The 19272-nt window shown below is 47.0% G+C and carries 16 protein-coding genes and 1 tRNA gene; 5 read left to right on the forward strand and 12 right to left on the reverse strand.

The window, feature by feature from the left end; all coding sequences use genetic code 11:
* Positions 1-31 precede the first annotated feature (31 nt).
* From oppF to FH968_RS21165, 6 genes are all read right to left on the reverse strand, one after another.
* Positions 32-1036, reverse strand: a complete 1005-nt coding sequence (oppF, locus tag FH968_RS21140) for a murein tripeptide/oligopeptide ABC transporter ATP-binding protein OppF (RefSeq protein WP_139883059.1) — start codon at positions 1034-1036, stop codon at positions 32-34.
* Complete coding sequence (locus tag FH968_RS21145) at positions 1033-2046, reverse strand: ABC transporter ATP-binding protein (RefSeq protein ID WP_139883061.1); 1014 nt, start codon at positions 2044-2046, stop codon at positions 1033-1035. Before FH968_RS21145 ends, oppF begins: the two co-directional genes overlap by 4 nt.
* Before the next feature lie 11 nt (positions 2047-2057).
* Positions 2058-2966, reverse strand: a complete 909-nt coding sequence (gene oppC, locus FH968_RS21150) for an oligopeptide ABC transporter permease OppC (RefSeq protein ID WP_139883063.1) — start codon at positions 2964-2966, stop codon at positions 2058-2060.
* 14 nt (positions 2967-2980) lie between these two features.
* Positions 2981-3901 (reverse strand): oligopeptide ABC transporter permease OppB, encoded by a 921-nt coding sequence (oppB, locus tag FH968_RS21155; RefSeq protein ID WP_139883066.1) that lies wholly within the window; start codon positions 3899-3901, stop codon positions 2981-2983.
* A gap of 90 nt (positions 3902-3991) precedes the next feature.
* Positions 3992-5626: an oligopeptide ABC transporter substrate-binding protein OppA gene (oppA, locus tag FH968_RS21160; protein WP_139883068.1), complete on the reverse strand. Its 1635-nt coding sequence runs from the start codon at positions 5624-5626 to the stop codon at positions 3992-3994.
* A gap of 762 nt (positions 5627-6388) precedes the next feature.
* Positions 6389-7036, reverse strand: coding sequence for a YchE family NAAT transporter (locus FH968_RS21165; protein WP_064547324.1), 648 nt, complete (start codon positions 7034-7036; stop codon positions 6389-6391).
* A 478-nt stretch (positions 7037-7514) separates the two neighbouring features.
* Here FH968_RS21165 and adhE point away from each other — a divergent pair, with 478 nt between their 5' ends.
* Complete coding sequence (gene adhE, locus FH968_RS21170; RefSeq protein ID WP_139883070.1) at positions 7515-10196, forward strand: bifunctional acetaldehyde-CoA/alcohol dehydrogenase; 2682 nt, start codon at positions 7515-7517, stop codon at positions 10194-10196.
* A gap of 124 nt (positions 10197-10320) precedes the next feature.
* Here adhE and tdk read toward each other — a convergent pair whose 3' ends face one another.
* On the reverse strand, positions 10321-10926 hold the full coding sequence (tdk, locus tag FH968_RS21175; protein ID WP_139883072.1) for a thymidine kinase: 606 nt from the start codon (positions 10924-10926) through the stop codon (positions 10321-10323).
* A 555-nt stretch (positions 10927-11481) separates the two neighbouring features.
* Here tdk and hns point away from each other — a divergent pair.
* Entirely contained in the window at positions 11482-11892 is a 411-nt protein-coding gene (gene hns / locus FH968_RS21180) for a histone-like nucleoid-structuring protein H-NS (protein ID WP_139883074.1), read from the forward strand.
* A gap of 149 nt (positions 11893-12041) precedes the next feature.
* On the opposite strand, the gene FH968_RS21185 is transcribed toward hns, so the two are convergent.
* The 5 genes from FH968_RS21185 to rssA form a co-directional block, all read right to left on the reverse strand.
* The gene (locus FH968_RS21185) at positions 12042-13052 is read right to left on the reverse strand and encodes an NAD-dependent epimerase (protein ID WP_139883076.1); all 1011 of its coding nucleotides are present in this window, start codon (positions 13050-13052) and stop codon (positions 12042-12044) included.
* Positions 13053-13066: 14 nt separating this feature from the next.
* Complete coding sequence (locus tag FH968_RS21190) at positions 13067-14407, reverse strand: UDP-glucose/GDP-mannose dehydrogenase family protein (RefSeq protein WP_139883078.1); 1341 nt, start codon at positions 14405-14407, stop codon at positions 13067-13069.
* Between the two features lie 24 nt (positions 14408-14431).
* A complete protein-coding gene (galU, locus tag FH968_RS21195; RefSeq protein WP_139883080.1) occupies positions 14432-15340 on the reverse strand; it encodes a UTP--glucose-1-phosphate uridylyltransferase GalU in 909 nt (302 codons plus the stop codon).
* A gap of 199 nt (positions 15341-15539) precedes the next feature.
* The gene (rssB, locus tag FH968_RS21200) at positions 15540-16553 is read right to left on the reverse strand and encodes a two-component system response regulator RssB (protein WP_139883082.1); all 1014 of its coding nucleotides are present in this window, start codon (positions 16551-16553) and stop codon (positions 15540-15542) included.
* Between the two features lie 93 nt (positions 16554-16646).
* Positions 16647-17555, reverse strand: coding sequence for a patatin-like phospholipase RssA (gene rssA, locus FH968_RS21205; RefSeq protein ID WP_139883084.1), 909 nt, complete (start codon positions 17553-17555; stop codon positions 16647-16649).
* A 117-nt stretch (positions 17556-17672) separates the two neighbouring features.
* Here rssA and FH968_RS21210 point away from each other — a divergent pair, with 117 nt between their 5' ends.
* The 3 genes from FH968_RS21210 to FH968_RS21220 all read left to right on the forward strand — a co-directional run bounded on the left by FH968_RS21210 (position 17673) and on the right by FH968_RS21220 (position 19272).
* Positions 17673-18131: a YchJ family protein gene (locus FH968_RS21210; protein ID WP_139883086.1), complete on the forward strand. Its 459-nt coding sequence runs from the start codon at positions 17673-17675 to the stop codon at positions 18129-18131.
* A 55-nt stretch (positions 18132-18186) separates the two neighbouring features.
* The gene (purU, locus tag FH968_RS21215; protein WP_139883088.1) at positions 18187-19029 is read left to right on the forward strand and encodes a formyltetrahydrofolate deformylase; all 843 of its coding nucleotides are present in this window, start codon (positions 18187-18189) and stop codon (positions 19027-19029) included.
* Between the two features lie 162 nt (positions 19030-19191).
* Positions 19192-19272 (forward strand) — tRNA-Tyr (locus FH968_RS21220).

A 19272-nucleotide genomic window follows, 5' to 3' on the forward strand; every position in this document is an offset into this window, starting at 1 on the left:
AAAGGGCTGGCGTCATGCCAGCCCTGCGAGATTATAGCGGGTCTACCTTAAGACAGGAAACAGCATGTCGGAAGCTGCCTTCCAACACCGGTCGTGTTTTAGCACATTCCGGCCCGGCAATTGGGCAACGAGTGCGGAATACGCAACCTGACGGCGGGTTAATCGGTGACGGTAATTCCCCTTCCAACAACTGGATAACTTTGTTTTTCTCGAGATCCGGGTCAGGAATGGGTACTGCGGACATCAACGCTTTGGTGTAAGGGTGCAGTGGATTATGGTACACCTCGTCATAGGTGCCCAACTCAACCGCATGGCCTAAATACATCACCAGAACACGGTCTGAAATGTGTTTTACCACCGCCAAATCATGCGCGATGAAGATAAGTGACAGCCCCATTTCACGTTGCAGCTTTTGCAGCAGATTTACCACTTGTGCCTGAATCGACACGTCCAGCGCCGAAACTGGTTCGTCACAGATGATCAATTTTGGTTCAAGAATTAGCGCACGAGCAATACCGATACGCTGACACTGGCCACCTGAAAACTCATGCGGATAACGGTTGATGAGGTTTGGTAGCAAACCAACTTTCATCATCATCGCTTTCACACGGTCACGGACTTCCTGACGCGACATTTTCGGATGATAGGTGCGCAGCGGCTCTGCGATAATATCGCCAATGTTCATACGCGGGTTTAATGAGGCCAGCGGGTCCTGGAAAATCATCTGAATGTCGCTACGTACGTCGCGCCACTCTTGCGGATTCATGCCCAGCAAATCTTTACCCAACCAGGCCACTCGGCCTTCGGTTGCTTTTACCAGACCGATAATGGCACGAGCAAAAGTCGATTTCCCGCAACCCGATTCCCCTACCACACCCAGCGTTTCACCTTCATATAAACGCAGCGTAACACCATCGACGGCTTTCAGCGTTTTGGACGGTTGCCAGAACCACTGCTTGCCGTCTTTGATATCAAAGTGAACCTTGAGGTCGGCTATCTCTAAGAGAACTTTTTTCTCTTCAGTTACTGCGTTCATACTAATTCCTCCACCGGTTTAAAGCAGGCGCGCAAGCGGCCTTCACCAAATTGCTCCAGTGGCGGAGCCGTATTACAAATTTCCATGGCGTGCGGGCAACGTGGCTGGAACGGACAACCCTTCGGCAAACGCAGCAGGTTTGGTGGGTTACCAGGAATCGTTAGTAATGATTCGCCTTCGGCATCCAGACGCGGTACCGCATTAAGCAGGCCGATAGAATAAGGATGAACCGGGTTATAAAACACGTCCCGCGCCTGACCATATTCCATCGTACGTCCGGCATACATCACCAGTACTTTGTCGCAGATCCCCGCCACAACACCCAGATCGTGGGTGATCATGATAATCGCGGTGTTAAATTCGCGCTTAAGCTCGTTGAGTAACGTCATGATTTGCGCCTGAACAGTCACGTCCAACGCCGTGGTGGGTTCATCCGCAATCAGCAATTTAGGACGGCACAGCAGCGCCATTGCAATCATCACGCGCTGACGCATACCCCCGGAAAACTCATGTGGGAACATCCGCATACGCTTACGTGCTTCAGGCATTTTAACCGCATCAAGCATACGAACAGATTCTTCAAATGCTTCTGCTTTACCCAATTTTTTGTGCAACATCAGCACTTCCATCAACTGCTCCCCAACACGCATGTAAGGGTTCAGCGACGTCATTGGGTCCTGGAAAATCATCGAAATCTGCTCCGCACGCAGGCGGTTGAGTTGGTTTTCCGGCAGATTAAGAATTTCTTTACCATTGAATTTAGCAGACCCGCCGATACGGCCATTCGCTGCCAGCAAGCCCATCAAAGCGAAGGCTGTTTGCGATTTACCGGAACCGGATTCACCCACGATGCCTAGTGTTTCACCGGCTCGCAGGCTGAAATTCAGATCGTTTACCGCAGTAACATCACCGTCTGGTGTACCAAAGGTGACTCGCAGATCTTTTACGTCTAACAACGTAGAAGTCTGGCTCAGTGGAGTAACCACCGCAGGATTTTCAATTGTGCTCATTGCGGCACTCCTTAACGATCTTTCGGGTCGAGGGCATCACGCAGGCCATCGCCGATAAAGTTAAAACAAAACAGGGTAATGACGAGGAAGCCTGCCGGGAACATCAGCAGCCACGGTGAAACTTCCATCGAGTTTGCACCATCACTCAGCAATGCACCCCAGCTACTTAATGGTTCTTGCGTACCCAGACCGAGGAAGCTCAGGAAAGATTCGAACAGGATCATGCTCGGCACCAACAGTGAAGCGTAAACTACTACGACACCCAGTACGTTTGGCACAATGTGACGAACCACGATATTGGCGGTAGACACCCCTCCAACCTGAGCGGCTTCGATGAACTCTTTACGTTTCAGACTCAGCGTTTGGCCACGTACAATACGCGCCATATCCAGCCAGGAGACCATCCCGATGGCGACAAAAATCAGCAGGATGTTTTGCCCAAAGAAGGTGACCAACAGAATAACGAAGAACATAAACGGGAAGGAGTTAAGGATTTCCAGCAAACGCATCATCACGGAGTCGGTTTTGCCGCCCAGATAACCCGCCATAGAACCGTATAAAGTCCCAACGATTACCGCAACAAGTGCCGCAGCTACGCCAACCATCAGCGAGATACGACCACCGATAGCCACACGAACGAGTAAATCACGACCCGAGGAGTCGGTACCGAAGTAGTGGCCTGATTCCATATCAGGTGCGGCCGACATCATTCCCCAGTCGGTATCAAAATAACTAAACTGCGACAGCATCGGTGCAAAAGTCACGAACAGTGCGATAAGCGCCAACACAATCAGACTGGCAACCGCAGCACGGTTATGCATAAAACGGCGACGCGCATCCTGCCAAAGGCTACGACCTTCCACTTCCAGTTTTTCAGTGAAGTTTTCCAGCGCCTCGCTGTTTTTATTACTCAACATCATGGCGAACTCCAGTATCAGTAACGGATTTTCGGATCGATAACGGCGTAGAGCACGTCAACAATCGCGTTAAACAGAATAGTTAGCGCACCCACCAAAATGGTGAGACTCAGAACCAGAGAGTAATCACGGTTCAACGCCCCGTTTACGAACAACTGACCAATACCGGGTAACCCATAGATAGTTTCAATAACCATAGAGCCTGTGATGATACCAACGAAGGCTGGGCCTAAGTAAGACAACACAGGTAACAGTGCAGGTTTCAATGCGTGGCGCAAAATAATGCGGTGCATCGGTAACCCTTTAGCGCGTGCAGTGCGGATAAAGTTAGAGTGCAGGACTTCAATCATTGAGCCACGAGTAATACGCGCGATACTGGCGATATAGGCCAAAGATAATGCAACCATCGGTAGGATCATGTATTGAATGGCACCGCCGTTCCATCCGCCCCCGGGTAGCCATTTTAGCGTGATAGCAAATATCAGAACTAATAGCGGCGCGACCACGAAACTGGGGATAACGACCCCGGTCATGGCAACCCCCATAACAGCATAATCCCATTTGGTATTTTGATTCAGTGCAGCAATAACCCCGGCAAAAACACCTAAGACCACAGCAAAGATAAATGCAGCTGCGCCTAATTTGGCAGAAACAGGGAAGCTTGAAGCGACCAAATCATTAACTGAATAGTCTTTATATTTAAATGAAGGGCCAAAGTCACCGTGGGCCAGTTGCTTCAAATAGCTGAAATACTGGGTCGTGATCGGATCGTTTAAATGATATTTCGCTTCGATGTTTGCCATAACTTCAGGCGGAAGCGCGCGCTCACTGGTAAAAGGACTTCCCGGAGCCAAACGCATCATAAAGAAAGAAATCGTTATTAGAATAAAGAGTGTCGGAATTGCTTCCAGACAACGACGTAGAATAAATTTCAACATTGCCCGTACCTTCTGGCGTGTGCCTTTAAGAAGTATGAAATAAGACACGATGGGGCAAGAGCGTTCTACGCCCTGCCCCACGAATTGCCATTAATGTTTGATGATATACATATCTTTAGTATAGATATTATCCATCGGGTCTTTACCGGTATAACCGCCAACCCATGGTTTCACCAGACGGGCGTTCACATAGTAATAAACCGGAACGATTGCAGAATCTTTACCCAGTTGCTGCTCAGCCTTGTCGTACGACGCGCTGCGTTGTGCTTCATTTGTCGCTTTCAAAGACTCAGCCATAATGGCGTCGAATGCCGGGCTCTTATAATGCGCGGTGTTCATAGAGCTTGAAGAGAGCATTGTATTCAAGAAAGAAGTCGGTTCGTTGTAGTCAGCACACCAGCCAGCACGCGCTACATCGTAGTTACCCTGGTGACGAGTATCCAGGAAGGTTTTCCACTCCTGGTTTACCAGCTTCACGTTCACGCCGAGATTTTTCTGCCAGATAGATGCTGCTGCAATAGCCAGTTTTTTATGCAGATCAGATGTGTTGTACAGCAAGTCGAAAGTCAGTGGTTTGTCTTTGGTGTAGCCCGCTTCAGCCAGCAACTTCTTAGCTTCTTCGTTGCGTTTTTCTTGCGTCCAGCCAAACCATTCAGGTTTAGTCAGTTTCGCGCCATCAGTATAAGGAGGGGTATAACCGTAAGCAGGCAGGTCGCCCTGTGCTTTGACTTTATTCACGATGATGTCGCGATCCAGACCCAGTTTCAGCGCGGTACGAACTCGTGCATCTGTGAACGGAGCTTTCTGGTTGTTGATTTCGTAGTAGTAAGTACACAGGTACGGATCAACATGAACTTCTGTTGGGATTTCTTTCTTCAGTTTCTGGAACAACTCAATTGGCAGGTTGTTATATGTCATGTCGATTTCACCGCTGCGATAGCGGTTAACATCGGTAACTTCAGAAGAAATTGGCAGGTAGGTAATCTGGTTAATGACCGTCTTAGCGTTATTCCAGTAATTGGTATTACGCTCCATCACGATACGTTCGTTAACAACCCAGTCTTTCAGTTTAAATGCACCGTTAGAGACAATGTTTGCAGGCTGAGTCCACTTCTCACCAAACTTCTCGATGGCGGTTTTGTTTACCGGTGACATCGCTGGGTTAACCAGCAGTTTGTAGAAGTAAGGAACTGGCTCACTCAAAGTCACTTCCAGTGTATGGTCGTCAATGGCTTTAACGCCCAGCTCGCTTGGTTTTTTCTTACCTTCGATGATTTCATCAACGTTAACGATATGACCATATTGCGGATAGCTTGCATATGGAGAAGCGGTATTTGGATCAACCAAACGCTGCCAGCTATAGACGAAATCTTGCGCGGTAACCGGGTCGCCATTGGACCATTTTGCGTCTTTACGCAGATGGAAAGTCCAAACTTTAAAATCTTTGTTATCCCAGGATTCTGCTACACCCGGGACCGGATGTCCGTCAGTTGGGGAGGTAATCAGCAGACCTTCAAAGAGATCGCGGCTGACGTTTGACTCAGGAACACCTTCAATTTTGTTCGGGTCAAGTGACTGTGGCTCTGCGCCGTTGTTACGAATCAGCGTTTGCTTTTCTGCCAATTGAACACCAGCTGGAACATCTGCCGCCTTGGCAACGTTACCAACGATTAGCGCGGTTAAAATACTTGCTGCTATCAGACTTTTTTTTGTGATGATGGACATTGTGTTGATACTCCACTCATTATAATTACTGACCCGAAAGCCAGCCTCTTCCCCTTGGGGTTCCTTAACAGCACAAGAGCGTTATGCGACTGCCAGGCTTTACTTCTGTTATTGCTTGCTATCACCGACTTTATTTGGGGGACGCTCTTTGTGGCGCCCTGCTCCGTCGATTCTTTATCAACCTACCCTGTTCCGAGGTTGAATTTGATGAGTCGTCTGTAAATGAAACATTTTTCAGATAATTGTGTTGCCCGGAAAGTATCAAAAGCATCTGATGCTCGCCAATACAATTTGCAAATTTGTTAACCATTTCTCTTTTATATAAGTAGAGTCGGTTTTTTCATGGTCATACACTGGTAGAGGTTATCGAGTTAACACACTAAAAAATAAAAAGATAATGGTAACTATTCGACTAGCAACCGCATACCGTTGCAGCACCACACCTTAATTTACAAAAATTTAACAATTGGTTGTTTTTTTAGCACATTCATCTGCAAGACTGCTTGATTAACTAATATCATTTCAATAAAGCCGCAGCAAGTATCATTGTATAGTGTGAGTTAAATAACGAATTAATTGTCAGTTTTATGTACAGCAGACAAAGATGAAGACCGATAATGCCCGGTTTCCAAAGCATTTTCTTATGAAAGATTTTCTTATGGGTAATAGAAAAAATGAACGTAAAATAAGCGAATGGTAAGAAGCTAACAAAAAAAAAGCAGAATCGTTATTCTGCTTTTTCAAATGTAAGTTTCAGCAGAACTAACTTAATAGTCCTGGGAAGATAGTTTTCAGGCCCGTCACAATAAATTCAATTCCCAGAGCCATCAATAACAACCCCATAATACGAGTAATGACGTTGATACCGGTTTGCCCAAGCAGGCGTACTAGCAATGGCGCAAGGCGGAATACCAGCCAGCAACAGAAAGCAAAGAGTGCAATAGCTATCGTAAAACCGATTAAATAATTCCAACTATGGTAACGCGTGCCCCAAACGATGGTGGAACTGATTGCACCTGGGCCTGCCATTAACGGTAAGGCCAATGGCACTACACCAACACTTTCACGGATAGCACTTTCCGATTTTTCTTGTTTGTTCTGTTTATCTTCCCCTAGTTTACCGCTGATCATCGACATCGCGATGGTGACCACCAGGATACCGCCAGCAATACGGAAGGAATCTATTGATATACCAAATAATTGCAGAATACCGTCGCCGAGGAAGAGCGAGGTCCACAAAATAATCGCTACCGACAGATTCGCGGTAAGGTTTGTTTTATTCCGCGCCAACGCCGTTTGGTAGCTGGTCATACTGATGAAAACTGGAATGATACCCACTGGGTTAACCAGCGCGAACAAGCCAATAAAGAACTTAAAATAGGTTGGCAAATCGAACAAGGATTGAGCCACTCAAAACTCCGCAAATAAAGTAGCAAAGGCCGGCGTAATGTAATGGAAAACAGGTGCTAGCGCTACGCACTTTCTTAGCATAGATAACTACTTTTATAAGTAAATGCGAGATTAAACGATATTGTTACTCACATGTTGAAAATATGGTAATTTGTTTTGCTATCGTTGTGACGAAAATTTTAAAGACTTATCAATAACCTGAATCTGTCGTGCTGAATGGAGTCAGCCTTAGAATTATGTGATTTACATCACAAAAAACCTACTCAGAAGTGAGTACTCTTGGATGCATCTGAAGAGCATATGATTCACACGATGAATAGGTTTTTCGATAAGGCTCTTTTAGTAAATCAGCAAGATGTTTTGGGAAGTTTTTGGATAGTCGTGGCCCGTCTTTTACGCAAGCTGTTGCCCGCTGACTATACTGTCGTCTCGAGCAGCTCATTTACTAAAAGAGTTTAACATTTATCAGGAGAGCATTATGGCTGTAACTAATGTCGCTGAACTTAACGCACTCGTAGAGCGCGTCAAGAAAGCCCAGCGTGAATATGCCAACTTTACTCAAGAGCAAGTTGATAAAATCTTCCGCGCCGCCGCTCTGGCTGCCGCTGATGCTCGAATCCCTCTCGCGAAACTGGCCGTTGCCGAATCTGGCATGGGTATCATTGAAGATAAAGTGATCAAAAACCACTTTGCTTCTGAGTATATCTACAACGCCTATAAAGATGAGAAAACCTGCGGTGTGTTGGATGAAGACCACACTTTCGGGACTATCACCATCGCTGAGCCAATCGGCATCATCTGCGGTATCGTGCCTACGACTAACCCAACTTCAACGGCTATCTTTAAATCTCTGATCAGCTTGAAGACTCGTAACGCAATCATCTTCTCTCCACACCCACGTGCAAAAGACGCGACCAACAAAGCAGCAGACATTGTTCTGCAAGCTGCGATCGCTGCCGGTGCACCTAAAGACCTGATCGGTTGGATTGACCAGCCATCTGTTGAGCTTTCTAACGCACTGATGCACCACCCAGATATCAACATGATTCTGGCAACTGGTGGTCCAGGCATGGTTAAAGCAGCATACAGCTCCGGTAAACCAGCAATCGGCGTTGGCGCAGGTAACACCCCTGTTGTTGTTGACGAAACTGCTGACATCAAACGTGTTGTTGCTTCTATCCTGATGTCCAAAACCTTCGATAACGGCGTAATCTGTGCTTCTGAGCAATCAGTTATCGTTGTTGACTCTGCTTATAACGCAGTGCGCGATCGTTTTGCATCCCACGGCGGCTACATGCTGCAGGGTAAAGAGTTGAAAGCTGTACAGGACATCATCCTGAAAAACGGCGCACTGAACGCAGCTATCGTTGGTCAGCCAGCAACTAAAATTGCTGAACTGGCAGGCTTCACCGTTCCAGCTGACACCAAGATTCTGATTGGTGAAGTTAGTGTTGTTGACGAATCTGAGCCGTTTGCTCACGAAAAACTGTCCCCAACTCTGGCTATGTACCGTGCTAAGAGCTTCGAAGATGCTGTCGTTAAAGCTGAGAAATTGGTTGAGATGGGTGGTATCGGTCATACCTCTTGTCTGTACACCGACCAGGACAACCAGCCAGAGCGCGTTAAGCACTTCGGCGACAAAATGAAGACTGCACGTATCCTGATCAACACCCCGGCTTCTCAGGGTGGTATCGGTGACCTGTACAACTTTAAACTCGCGCCTTCCCTGACTCTGGGTTGTGGTTCATGGGGTGGTAACTCCATCTCTGAGAACGTGGGTCCTAAGCACCTGATCAACAAGAAAACCGTTGCTAAGCGAGCTGAGAACATGTTGTGGCATAAACTTCCGAAATCTATCTACTTCCGCCGTGGCTCTCTGCCAATCGCGCTGGACGAAGTGATTACTGATGGTCACAAACGTGCGATGATCGTTACCGACCGTTTCTTGTTCAACAACGGTTATGCAGACCAGATCACTTCTGTTCTGAAAGCAGCTGGCGTTGAAACCGAAGTCTTCTTCGAAGTAGAAGCTGATCCAACTCTGTCCGTAGTACGTAAAGGTGCTGAGCTGGCGAACTCCTTCAAACCAGACGTGATTATCGCGCTGGGCGGCGGTTCCCCGATGGATGCTGCGAAAATCATGTGGGTTATGTACGAGCACCCAGAAACTCACTTCGAAGAACTGGCACTGCGCTTCATGGACATCCGTAAGCGTATCTACAAGTTCCCGAAAATGGGCGTAAAAGCGAAAATGATCGCAGTTACTACCACTTCCGGTACAGGTTCAGAAGTGACTCCGTTTGCGGTTGTAACTGATGATGCAACAGGTCAGAAATACCCACTGGCTGACTATGCTCTGACTCCAGATATGGCGATTGTTGATGCCAACCTGGTGATGGATATGCCTAAGTCCCTGTGCGCATTCGGTGGTCTGGATGCAGTGACCCACGCACTGGAAGCTTACGTTTCCGTACTGGCGAGCGAATTCTCTGACGGTCAGGCTCTGCAAGCACTGAAACTGCTGAAAGAAAACCTGCCAGCATCTTACAACGAAGGCTCTAAAAACCCAGTTGCTCGTGAGCGTGTACATAACGCTGCGACCATCGCGGGTATCGCGTTTGCGAACGCCTTCTTGGGTGTGTGTCACTCAATGGCTCACAAACTGGGTTCACAGTTCCACATTCCTCACGGTCTGGCGAACGCCCTGTTGATTTCCAACGTTATCCGTTATAACGCGAATGACAACCCAACTAAGCAAACTGCATTCAGCCAGTATGACCGCCCACAAGCGCGTCGTCGTTATGCTGAAATCGCAGACCATCTGGGTCTGAGCGCACCGGGCGACCGTACTGCCGCTAAGATTGAGAAACTGCTGGCATGGCTTGACAGCATCAAGGCTGAACTGGGTATTCCTAAGTCCATCCGTGAAGCTGGTGTTCAGGAAGCTGACTTCCTGGCTCACGTTGATAAACTGTCTGAAGATGCGTTCGATGACCAGTGTACCGGTGCTAACCCGCGTTACCCGCTGATCTCTGAACTGAAACAAATTCTGATGGATACCTTCTACGGTCGTGAATTCTCAGAAGGCAACGAAGCTGCTCCTGCTAAAGAAGCTGCTCCAGCTGCTAAAGCTGACAAAAAAGCGAAGAAAACCGCTTAATTGTTAATGCCTAATAAAAAACCCGCTTCGGCGGGTTTTTTTATATCTGTTTTTTAATATCACAGCACAACACATTCCACAGCGATATTAGAGGCAGGTCACTCTGCCCCCTTCGTGATTGTTGTTATACGCTCTGGATGCCTTGTAGAGAGCCGTTTTGTAACGCTTCTTTGTAATGCTTCCGGCAAACCGACACATAACGTTCATTACCGCCGATAACTACTTGCTCCCCCTGGTTATAGGGACGACCTTCCTGATCAAGGCGCAACACCATACTTGCCTTACGGCCACAGAAACAAATAGTTTTTAATTCCACTAATTTGTCTGACCACGCCAATAAATATTGGCTGCCTCCAAATAATTCGCCCCGAAAATCAGTACGTAAGCCATAACACAATACTGGAATATCTAATTCGTCAACGACGTCTGATAACGCCAGCACTTGATCTCGTGTCAGAAACTGACATTCATCAACCAGAACACAATGCACGGCATCTTGCTGATGCTCATCACGTATTTCATTGAATAACTGGGTTGTACCGCTGTAGAGCTTGGCAGGCGACGACAATCCAATACGCGAACTCACTTTTCCAGAGCCAAACCGATTGTCAATTTCTGCGGTATACACCAGTGTACGCATTCCGCGTTCTTGATAGTTGTATGAGGATTGCAGTAATGCCGTAGATTTACCTGCGTTCATTGCGGAATAGTAAAAGTAGAGTTGTGCCATTGGTCAGCGAGCCTGAGTTAAAATGTAAATATTATTAACACCGATTATATCATAAGCCGTTACAGAGTTGCCCTTACCTGATGTATGTAAGAAAAAAACCCTGCATCAACTCGCTGATATATAAATCTCAGCGAGTTATACCTGAAAATCTCAGATGTTTGATACTCATCACGCTGTACTTAACTTACGGAGTTTACTGCGTTTTCAATGCTATTCGGGGAACTCATTGAATCTCTAATAATAAATATCTATTAAGAATATTCACCGTTACAGGCAATAATACCAAAGGTTGATATTTCACCATTAATGCTGTTATGCCTCAATTTAGCACGCCAACAACCCCTGGCACTATCAGGGTTGTTGTAGAAAAAGTGAGTTATCCACGTTTTGTTAACCCCATATGCAAGGCAAAATTTAAGTTAATACCCTTTTATAAATCGACAAAATATTATGTAATTTTGAATTCCTTACATTACACCCTATTGCAGAACTTAATTTAAGCCTCTATTATTAGCCCAACAAGCCAACCATCAATATAAGATTGAGATTACTAAAATGAGCGAAGCACTTAAAATTCTGAACAACATCCGTACTCTTCGTGCACAAGCCAGAGAATGTACCCTGGAAACGCTGGAAGAAATGCTGGAAAAATTAGAAGTTGTTGTTACCGAACGTCGTGAAGAAGATAATGCTGCTGCAGCAGAAATTGAAGAACGCACTCGTAAACTGCAACAATACCGTGAAATGCTGATTGCTGACGGCATTGATCCTAATGAATTACTGAATAGCATGGCTGCTGTTAAATCTGCAGGCAAAGCGAAACGCGCTGCACGCCCAGCTAAATATCAGTACATCGACGAAAACGGCGAAAGCAAAACCTGGACTGGCCAGGGCCGTACCCCAGCAGTAATCAAAAAAGCAATGGAAGAACAAGGCAAGAAACTGGAAGACTTCCTGATTGCCTAATTTTTGCTTTTAGTGCTGCTTATTAAATCCCGCTTCGGCGGGATTTTTGTTTTGTGCATTTAATTTCGATAACAAATGCCATAAAAAAAGGAAGCCAGGCTTCCCTTTTTCATTTCACTGCACATCTCACAGCACATGACCTTTCTGTATCAACTGACTTTATAGAAGGTCTTATACCAGTCTACAAAGCGCTGTACGCCATCATTGACGGCGGTCTGTGGCTTGAAGCCTATGACTTCATATAACGCTTGTGTGTCTGCGCTGGTTTCGAGCACGTCGCCTGGTTGCATTGGTAACATATTCTTCTGAGCGATTTTACCCAAAGAATTTTCCAGGGCCGTAATATAATCCATCAATGTCACTGGATTACTATTACCTATGTTATATACCCGATAAGGTGCAGAACTGGTCGCAGGCGTTCCTTGTTCTACAGTCCACTCTGCATTGGCTTGTGGAATGACGTTCTGTAAACGCACAATCGCTTCGGCAATATCATCGATATAAGTAAAATCACGACGCATTTCCCCGTGGTTGTAAACATCAATACTCTTTCCTTCAACAATCGCGCGTGTAAATTTAAATAACGCCATATCCGGGCGCCCCCACGGGCCATAAACTGTGAAGAAACGCAGACCTGTCGTCGGCAATCCATATAAGTGTGAGTATGTATGTGACATCAACTCGTTAGCTTTTTTGGTTGCCGCATATAATGAAATTGGATGATCGACACGGTCATCAGTGGAGAATGGGAGTTTACGGTTCAGTCCATATACTGAGCTGGATGACGCATATAGCAGATGCCCTACTTTATTATGGCGGCAACCTTCAAGGACATTTAAATGCCCAACCAAGTTTGAATCCGCATAAGCATGAGGGTTATCGATGGAATAACGTACACCCGCTTGCGCTGCAAGATGAATCACGCGATCAAATTTCTCTGTGGCGAATAATTCTGCCATGGCATTACGATCGGCAAGGTCAATTTTATCGAAACGGAATGAAGAATGAGGAGCGAGGAGATCAAGACGAGCTTGCTTCAGATTGACATCATAATAGTCGTTCAGGTTATCGATACCGATAACCTGGTGACCGGCCGCCAGCAGACGTTCGCTAACATGGAATCCAATAAAACCTGCTGCGCCGGTAACCAGAAATTTCATACAACCCTCATTTATTATGCAATATTGATGGACGCTCCGCGGCCGATTGCGTAATAAACAAAGCCGCGCTTGTTGAGTCTCTCAGGATCATACAGGTTACGGCCGTCAAAGATAACTGGTTGCTTCAGTGATTTCTTAATTGCATCGAAATCAGGCGCACGGAAACTTTGCCACTCTGTACAAATAACCAAAGCATCCGCGTCTTGTAATGCTGCTTCTTTGGTACCCATCAGTTTCAGGTCAGAACGATGTCCATAAATGCGCTGGGTTTCGTCCATTGCTTCCGGGTCATACGCCTGCACCTGAGCACCGCGTTCCCACAGCGCTTCCATCAGGACGCGGCTTGAGGCTTCACGCATATCATCAGTATTGGGTTTGAAAGAAAGCCCCCACAGCGCGAAGGTTTTACCTTTCAGATCTTCACCAAAGTGACGATAAATAAACTCAGGGAGTTTTAACTTCTGGTCGTGGTTTACCTCTTCCACCGCTTGCAGAATACGTGGCGTATAGCCAATCTGCTGAGCGGTACGAATCAGTGCCTGAACATCTTTAGGGAAGCAGGAACCACCATATCCGCAGCCAGGATAGATAAAGCTGTAACCAATGCGCGAGTCTGAACCGATACCCATACGCACTTTTTCGATATCTGCACCCAGGCGCTCTGCAAGGTTAGAAATCTCGTTCATGAAGCTGATTTTCGTCGCCAGCATGCAGTTAGCTGCATATTTGGTGAGCTCCGCGCTACGGATATCCATCAGAATCATGCGATCGTGGTTGCGGTTGAACGGTTCGTACAGTTCACGCAGCAAATCAACCACATCATCATTATCAGTGCCGATAACAATACGTTCAGGACGCATACAGTCTGAAACCGCAGCCCCTTCTTTCAGGAACTCAGGGTTGGAAACCACATCAAACGGAATATCCACACCACGTGCTTTTAGCGTTTCTTCCATCACGCTGCGTACTTTGTCCGCGGTTCCTACTGGAACTGTAGATTTATCAAGTACAACTTTGTGGGAGCTCATATGTTGCGCAATGGTACGTGCAACCGCGGTGACATATTTCAGATCGGCAGAGCCGTCTTCATCAGGCGGCGTGCCTACAGCAATAAATTGCATCTCACCATGATGAACGCCCATTTCAGCATCGATGCTGAACTGCAAACGGCCTTCTTCAAAGTTTTTCTTAACAAGTGGCGTTAGGCCAGGCTCGAAAATTGGGATCACGCCGTTTTTCAGATTTTCGACTTTCTTCGCATCGACATCTATACACATCACGTCGTGACCAACTTCTGCAAGCACTGCTGCCTGAACAAGTCCAACATAGCCGATACCAAATACAGTAACTTTCATCTTTCTATCCTGCGTTGAAATGAATTACTTTTTCGCGCCAACAGTTTCTTCTAGCCAGGCTTTAAATTCTTCGCCAAGAGTGTTGTGACGGATACCGTATTCCACAAACGCCTGCATATAGCCAAGTTTGTTACCACAGTCATGGCTCACGCCTCTCATGTGATAGGCTTCAACAGTCTGTTTTTCCATTAGCATCGCAATGGAGTCAGTCAGTTGGATTTCATCGCCAGCACCCGGAGGGGTTTTAGACAGCAATGGCCAAATGTCGGCGGTCAGTACGTAACGACCTACTACTGCAAGGTTTGACGGTGCAACGTTAGCTTTAGGTTTCTCAACGATACCCACCATTGGCACGCTATCGCCTTCGTTTAATTCAACACCTTTACAGTCAACAACACCGTAAGCGGTAACATCGTCTACCGGCTCAACCATAATCTGGCTGTGGCCTGTAGCATCAAAACGTTTGATCATCTCAGCTAGGTTGTCCTGGGAAAGATCAGATTCGAACTCGTCGAGGATCACATCTGGAAGGATAACCGCTACTGGCTCATCGCCAACCACCGGGTGAGCACACAGCACGGCGTGACCCAAACCTTTAGCCAGCCCCTGACGAACCTGCATTATGGTCACGTGCGGAGGACAAATAGCCTGAACTTCTTCCAGCAACTGGCGCTTAACGCGTTTTTCCAGCATAGCTTCCAGTTCAAAACTGGTATCGAAATGGTTTTCGATGGAGTTTTTCGACGAGTGCGTAACCAACACAATTTCAGTAATGCCAGCCGCAATACATTCATTAACAACATATTGAATCAGCGGTTTATCAACCAAAGGCAACATCTCTTTTGGAATAGCCTTGGTAGCCGGTAACATACGCGTACCCAATCCCGCAACAGGGATTACTGCTTTTCTTACTTTAGAATTAATGGCAGCCATTGAAAAATCTCCTGGACTGTTCAAGTTTTCACTTGCAAGTCAATTAAAAAACGCATCGAGTATATCAGCTAAAAAATGAAACCTGCGGCTGTTTACCCGTTGCGTTGGTAATTTAAGATAAATACGAGTCAGTTACTTACGATATTACCACCAGCAATGACAGGGGAGAAAACCTAAATGTTTTCAACCATCCAGATGCTCATTCCGCAGACAACATTAAACGTAATCGCCCGCCTGAACCCCATACCTGACATTGCCAGGAATCGCACCGCTGGCTGATTTGATTGAGATACGTATTGCCCAGCGTTCCTAACGGTACGCCATTGCTGACCTGAATTTGATGCTCACCGGTATTTAAGGTGGCATTGAGCCCCGCCGATACCAGAATGAGATTTTTGAGCCCGCTATGATAGTAGCCCACCATTAACGGAAACTGTCCGGAGAGATTAGCCTGACGTAATAACTGATTAACTTGTTTCAGTAAATTGCCCAACTCGGGTAAACGCTGGCGCTGCTGGGAGAGTTGTTCCTGCAATAGACCGTTAAATAGTGCACGTAATAGCAATGCGGCTAACACACCGTTATCCCCTGCCCGCGTGACATCAAGACAATAAAACGCAAGATCGTTTTCTGACAGCGGTGCAATATCCAAAACCAACCCAGGTTGGTTGAGTGTTATCAATTGGCGGTAATTCACGCGGCAATGTGACATCACTTGTTGCACTGGGGGTTGCAGCTCTTGTAGTAATTTAGACGCTGCCTGCGGGTCACTGACCAGCGCATCCCAGTCCTGAAACAACCTGTCTTCTTCTTCAACGCGTGAATTGAACATGTTTGGATAGAGGCAGGCGAATACCGTTTCACGCAGGCGGTTTAGATCTTTAATAGGTTTGAGCAGGACATCCTGGACGCCAAAGCGCAGCGCTTTAGCGATATCTGACATATTTTCGGTTGCGGAAATCACCAGTATTGGTGTCTTAACACCTTCGTTACGCAAGTGCTCGACCAATTTAAGCCCATTCATGCGCGGCATAGCCAAATCGCAAATCAGCAAATCGGGAGCAAAACGGGTCATTTTTTCCAGGGCATCAACACCATCTGCTGCAACCGTAATTATCGCCCCTAAAGAGGAAAGATAATTTTCCAGTAAAGAGCGGAATACGGGCTCGTCCTCAACAATGAGAATCTGTTTTCCAACGAGTGGCTGTGTCATGTGCGCTCCCCTGACTGACGATAGATCAATAGTGGCATGGTATGACAATCACCGCCTGTCAGAATTGCCTGAAGCCGTGTAAAAATCGTCATTTTAACTATTAGAACGAACCAGTGGCAGCAGCTCATCCATCTTTTTCTCGACGGCTAAACTACCTGCACTGATAGCCTCTGCGGCACGGTGGAAATCAAGCGTGGAAATCTGAGGGCAAAAAGGTTGCAACAAAATATCGGGGGGATCGCCTGCCATACGGTTGCGCTTTAAACGATTCTCCAGCACCTGAATTGATGTGGTCATAATTTCCATGGCTGTTGGCGTGGTATTGGCTCGTCGGGTGGTTATTTTACCCAGTTGTTCGCGTAACCGCCCGCGCCAGGTACCAGGTTGCACCTGGTTTTCAGCCATCGGCGTGGTCATATTGACGGAAAGTAAATCTTGCTGCATCAGATGCGCATCATGTTGAAGATCGACGGCAATAACAATATCGGCACCTAAGGCGCGAGTAAGCGAGACAGGCACCGGGTTTACCACCGCGCCATCGACTAACCAATAACCATTGTACCCAACGGGTGACAGCAGACCTGGCATACTGCATGAGGCACGAACCGCCTGGTGAAGATCACCATCGGTAAACCATAGCTCGCGACCAGTGCTTAAATTGGTCGCAACAGAACCAAAGCGCAGTGCACAGCCTTCAATTTTTTCTTCTGTGATTATCTTACGGACATTGTTGAACACGCGCTCGCCACGTAACAAACCGCCACGGCGCCAGGAAAGATCCATTAGTCGCAGTACATCCCAATAGCCAAACGAACGCACCCAGCGTTCCATCATGGGTAAACGATTACTGGCATAAGCTGCACCCACCAGCGCCCCCACCGAGCAACCTGCTACGATATCGACCTGAATGCCTGCTCGCTTTAACGCATTAATGACACCAATATGCGCCCATCCTTTCGCTGCTCCCGACCCTAATGCCAGGCCGATCTTTACCTGTCTCATTCCGCCTCGGTCTTTCTTCCCCGGTTTAACACCTCGTGACGAAGTCGTCACTGCTCGGTTAACATATCGCTACTACGCGTTTTTACGCTGTCTATTTTTTGTAACCAAGGAGATGCTGTGTCGCAACTTTGCCCTTGTGGTAGCGGTCTGGAGTATAGCTTATGTTGCCAGCCTTACCTACGCGCAGACACGCTCGCGCCAACCCCGCCACAGCTTATGCGTTCACGTTATACTGCCTATGTGATGCAGGATGCAGATTATCTGGTTGCAACCTGGTATCCCCAGACTCGTAGCCCTTCGTTGAAATCTGATATTTCCCGTAGTTTTGATACCACGCATTGGTTAGGTCTGACCGTGTATGAAGCGTCTGCCGGTTGCGATGAAAACGAAGGTTTCGTCAGTTTCGTTGCTCGTTTTGAAGACCAGGGCGAGGAAAGTGCAATTATCGAGCGTTCCCGTTTTTTAAAGGAAAACGGTCAGTGGTACTATGTCGACGGAATCCGTCCGCAGTTTGGTCGCAACGACACCTGCCCTTGCGGTTCAGGCAAAAAATATAAAAAGTGTTGTGGTAGATAATTCTCCGTGGCACAAATTAGTTAGCAAACACACGTACAACAGGACTCACCCTGCAATGCAAGCATTACAACGAAAAGTACTACGCACCATTTGCCCCGATGCAAAAGGTCTTATCGCAAAAATCACCAATATTTGTTACAAGCACGAACTGAACATTGTTCAGAACAATGAGTTTGTTGACCATCGCACCGGGCGCTTCTTTATGCGTACCGAGCTTGAAGGCATTTTTAACGACAATACCCTGTTAGCCGATTTAGATGGCGCATTGCCTGTAGGCTCGGTGCGTGAATTGACTCCTGCGGGTCGCCGCCGCGTAGTTATTCTGGTAACCAAAGAGGCACACTGCCTGGGCGACCTGTTAATGAAAGCCAACTATGGCGGGCTGGATGTCGACATTGCAGCAGTTATTGGTAACCACGAAACCTTGCGAACGTTGGTAGAACGTTTTGATATTCCGTTTGAGTTGGTTAGCCATGAAGGGCTGACACGTGAAGATCACGACAGGCAAATGGCTGATGCAATTGAAGCGCATAAACCTGACTACGTGGTACTGGCGAAATATATGCGTGTATTGACGCCTGAGTTCGTCTCACGTTTCCCGAATCAAATTATCAATATTCACCACTCGTTCTTGCCTGCCTTTATTGGCGCACGCCCATATCACCAGGCGTACGAGCGCGGCGTGAAGATTATCGGCGCAACAGCGCACTACGTGAATGACAACCTGGATGAAGGTCCAATCATCATGCAGGACGTTATCCATGTTGATCACACCTATACCGCAGAAGATATGATGCGTGCCGGGCGTGATGTCGAAAAAAACGTTCTGAGCCGCGCGTTGTATCAAGTACTGGCACAACGCGTATTTGTTTACGGTAATCGCACCATTATTTTGTAGCTGTTTGAGGATGAATTGTTTAGCTTTACGACGTTACGTGTAAAAAAACGGCAAACGATTCATTTTCTTACAGTCAGTGCTTTACAGCGGCGCTTCATTTGATATGATGCGCCCCGCTTCCTGATGAAGGCGGCGAGTACGAAAGCCATATGTAATACCCCTGGCGGGGTTCCCGAGCGGCCAAAGGGAGCAGACTGTAAATCTGCCGTCATCGACTTCGAAGGTTCGAATCCTTCCCCCGCC

It is taken from the genome of Buttiauxella sp. B2 (assembly GCF_006376615.1).
Classification (GTDB): Bacteria; Pseudomonadota; Gammaproteobacteria; order Enterobacterales; family Enterobacteriaceae; genus Buttiauxella.

Excerpts from the sequence above, each read along its gene's own strand:
- oppF (WP_139883059.1), bottom strand. The coding sequence starts at position 1,036 with ATGAACGCAGTAACTGAAGAGAAAAAAGTTCTCTTAGAGATAGCCGAC.
- FH968_RS21145 (WP_139883061.1), bottom strand. The coding sequence starts at position 2,046 with ATGAGCACAATTGAAAATCCTGCGGTGGTTACTCCACTGAGCCAGACT.
- oppC (WP_139883063.1), bottom strand. The coding sequence starts at position 2,966 with ATGATGTTGAGTAATAAAAACAGCGAGGCGCTGGAAAACTTCACTGAA.
- oppB (WP_139883066.1), bottom strand. The coding sequence starts at position 3,901 with ATGTTGAAATTTATTCTACGTCGTTGTCTGGAAGCAATTCCGACACTC.
- oppA (WP_139883068.1), bottom strand. The coding sequence starts at position 5,626 with ATGTCCATCATCACAAAAAAAAGTCTGATAGCAGCAAGTATTTTAACC.
- adhE (WP_139883070.1), top strand. The coding sequence starts at position 7,515 with ATGGCTGTAACTAATGTCGCTGAACTTAACGCACTCGTAGAGCGCGTC.
- tdk (WP_139883072.1), bottom strand. The coding sequence starts at position 10,926 with ATGGCACAACTCTACTTTTACTATTCCGCAATGAACGCAGGTAAATCT.
- hns (WP_139883074.1), top strand. The coding sequence starts at position 11,482 with ATGAGCGAAGCACTTAAAATTCTGAACAACATCCGTACTCTTCGTGCA.
- FH968_RS21185 (WP_139883076.1), bottom strand. The coding sequence starts at position 13,052 with ATGAAATTTCTGGTTACCGGCGCAGCAGGTTTTATTGGATTCCATGTT.
- FH968_RS21190 (WP_139883078.1), bottom strand. The coding sequence starts at position 14,407 with ATGAAAGTTACTGTATTTGGTATCGGCTATGTTGGACTTGTTCAGGCA.
- galU (WP_139883080.1), bottom strand. The coding sequence starts at position 15,340 with ATGGCTGCCATTAATTCTAAAGTAAGAAAAGCAGTAATCCCTGTTGCG.
- rssB (WP_139883082.1), bottom strand. The coding sequence starts at position 16,553 with ATGACACAGCCACTCGTTGGAAAACAGATTCTCATTGTTGAGGACGAG.
- rssA (WP_139883084.1), bottom strand. The coding sequence starts at position 17,555 with ATGAGACAGGTAAAGATCGGCCTGGCATTAGGGTCGGGAGCAGCGAAA.
- purU (WP_139883088.1), top strand. The coding sequence starts at position 18,187 with ATGCAAGCATTACAACGAAAAGTACTACGCACCATTTGCCCCGATGCA.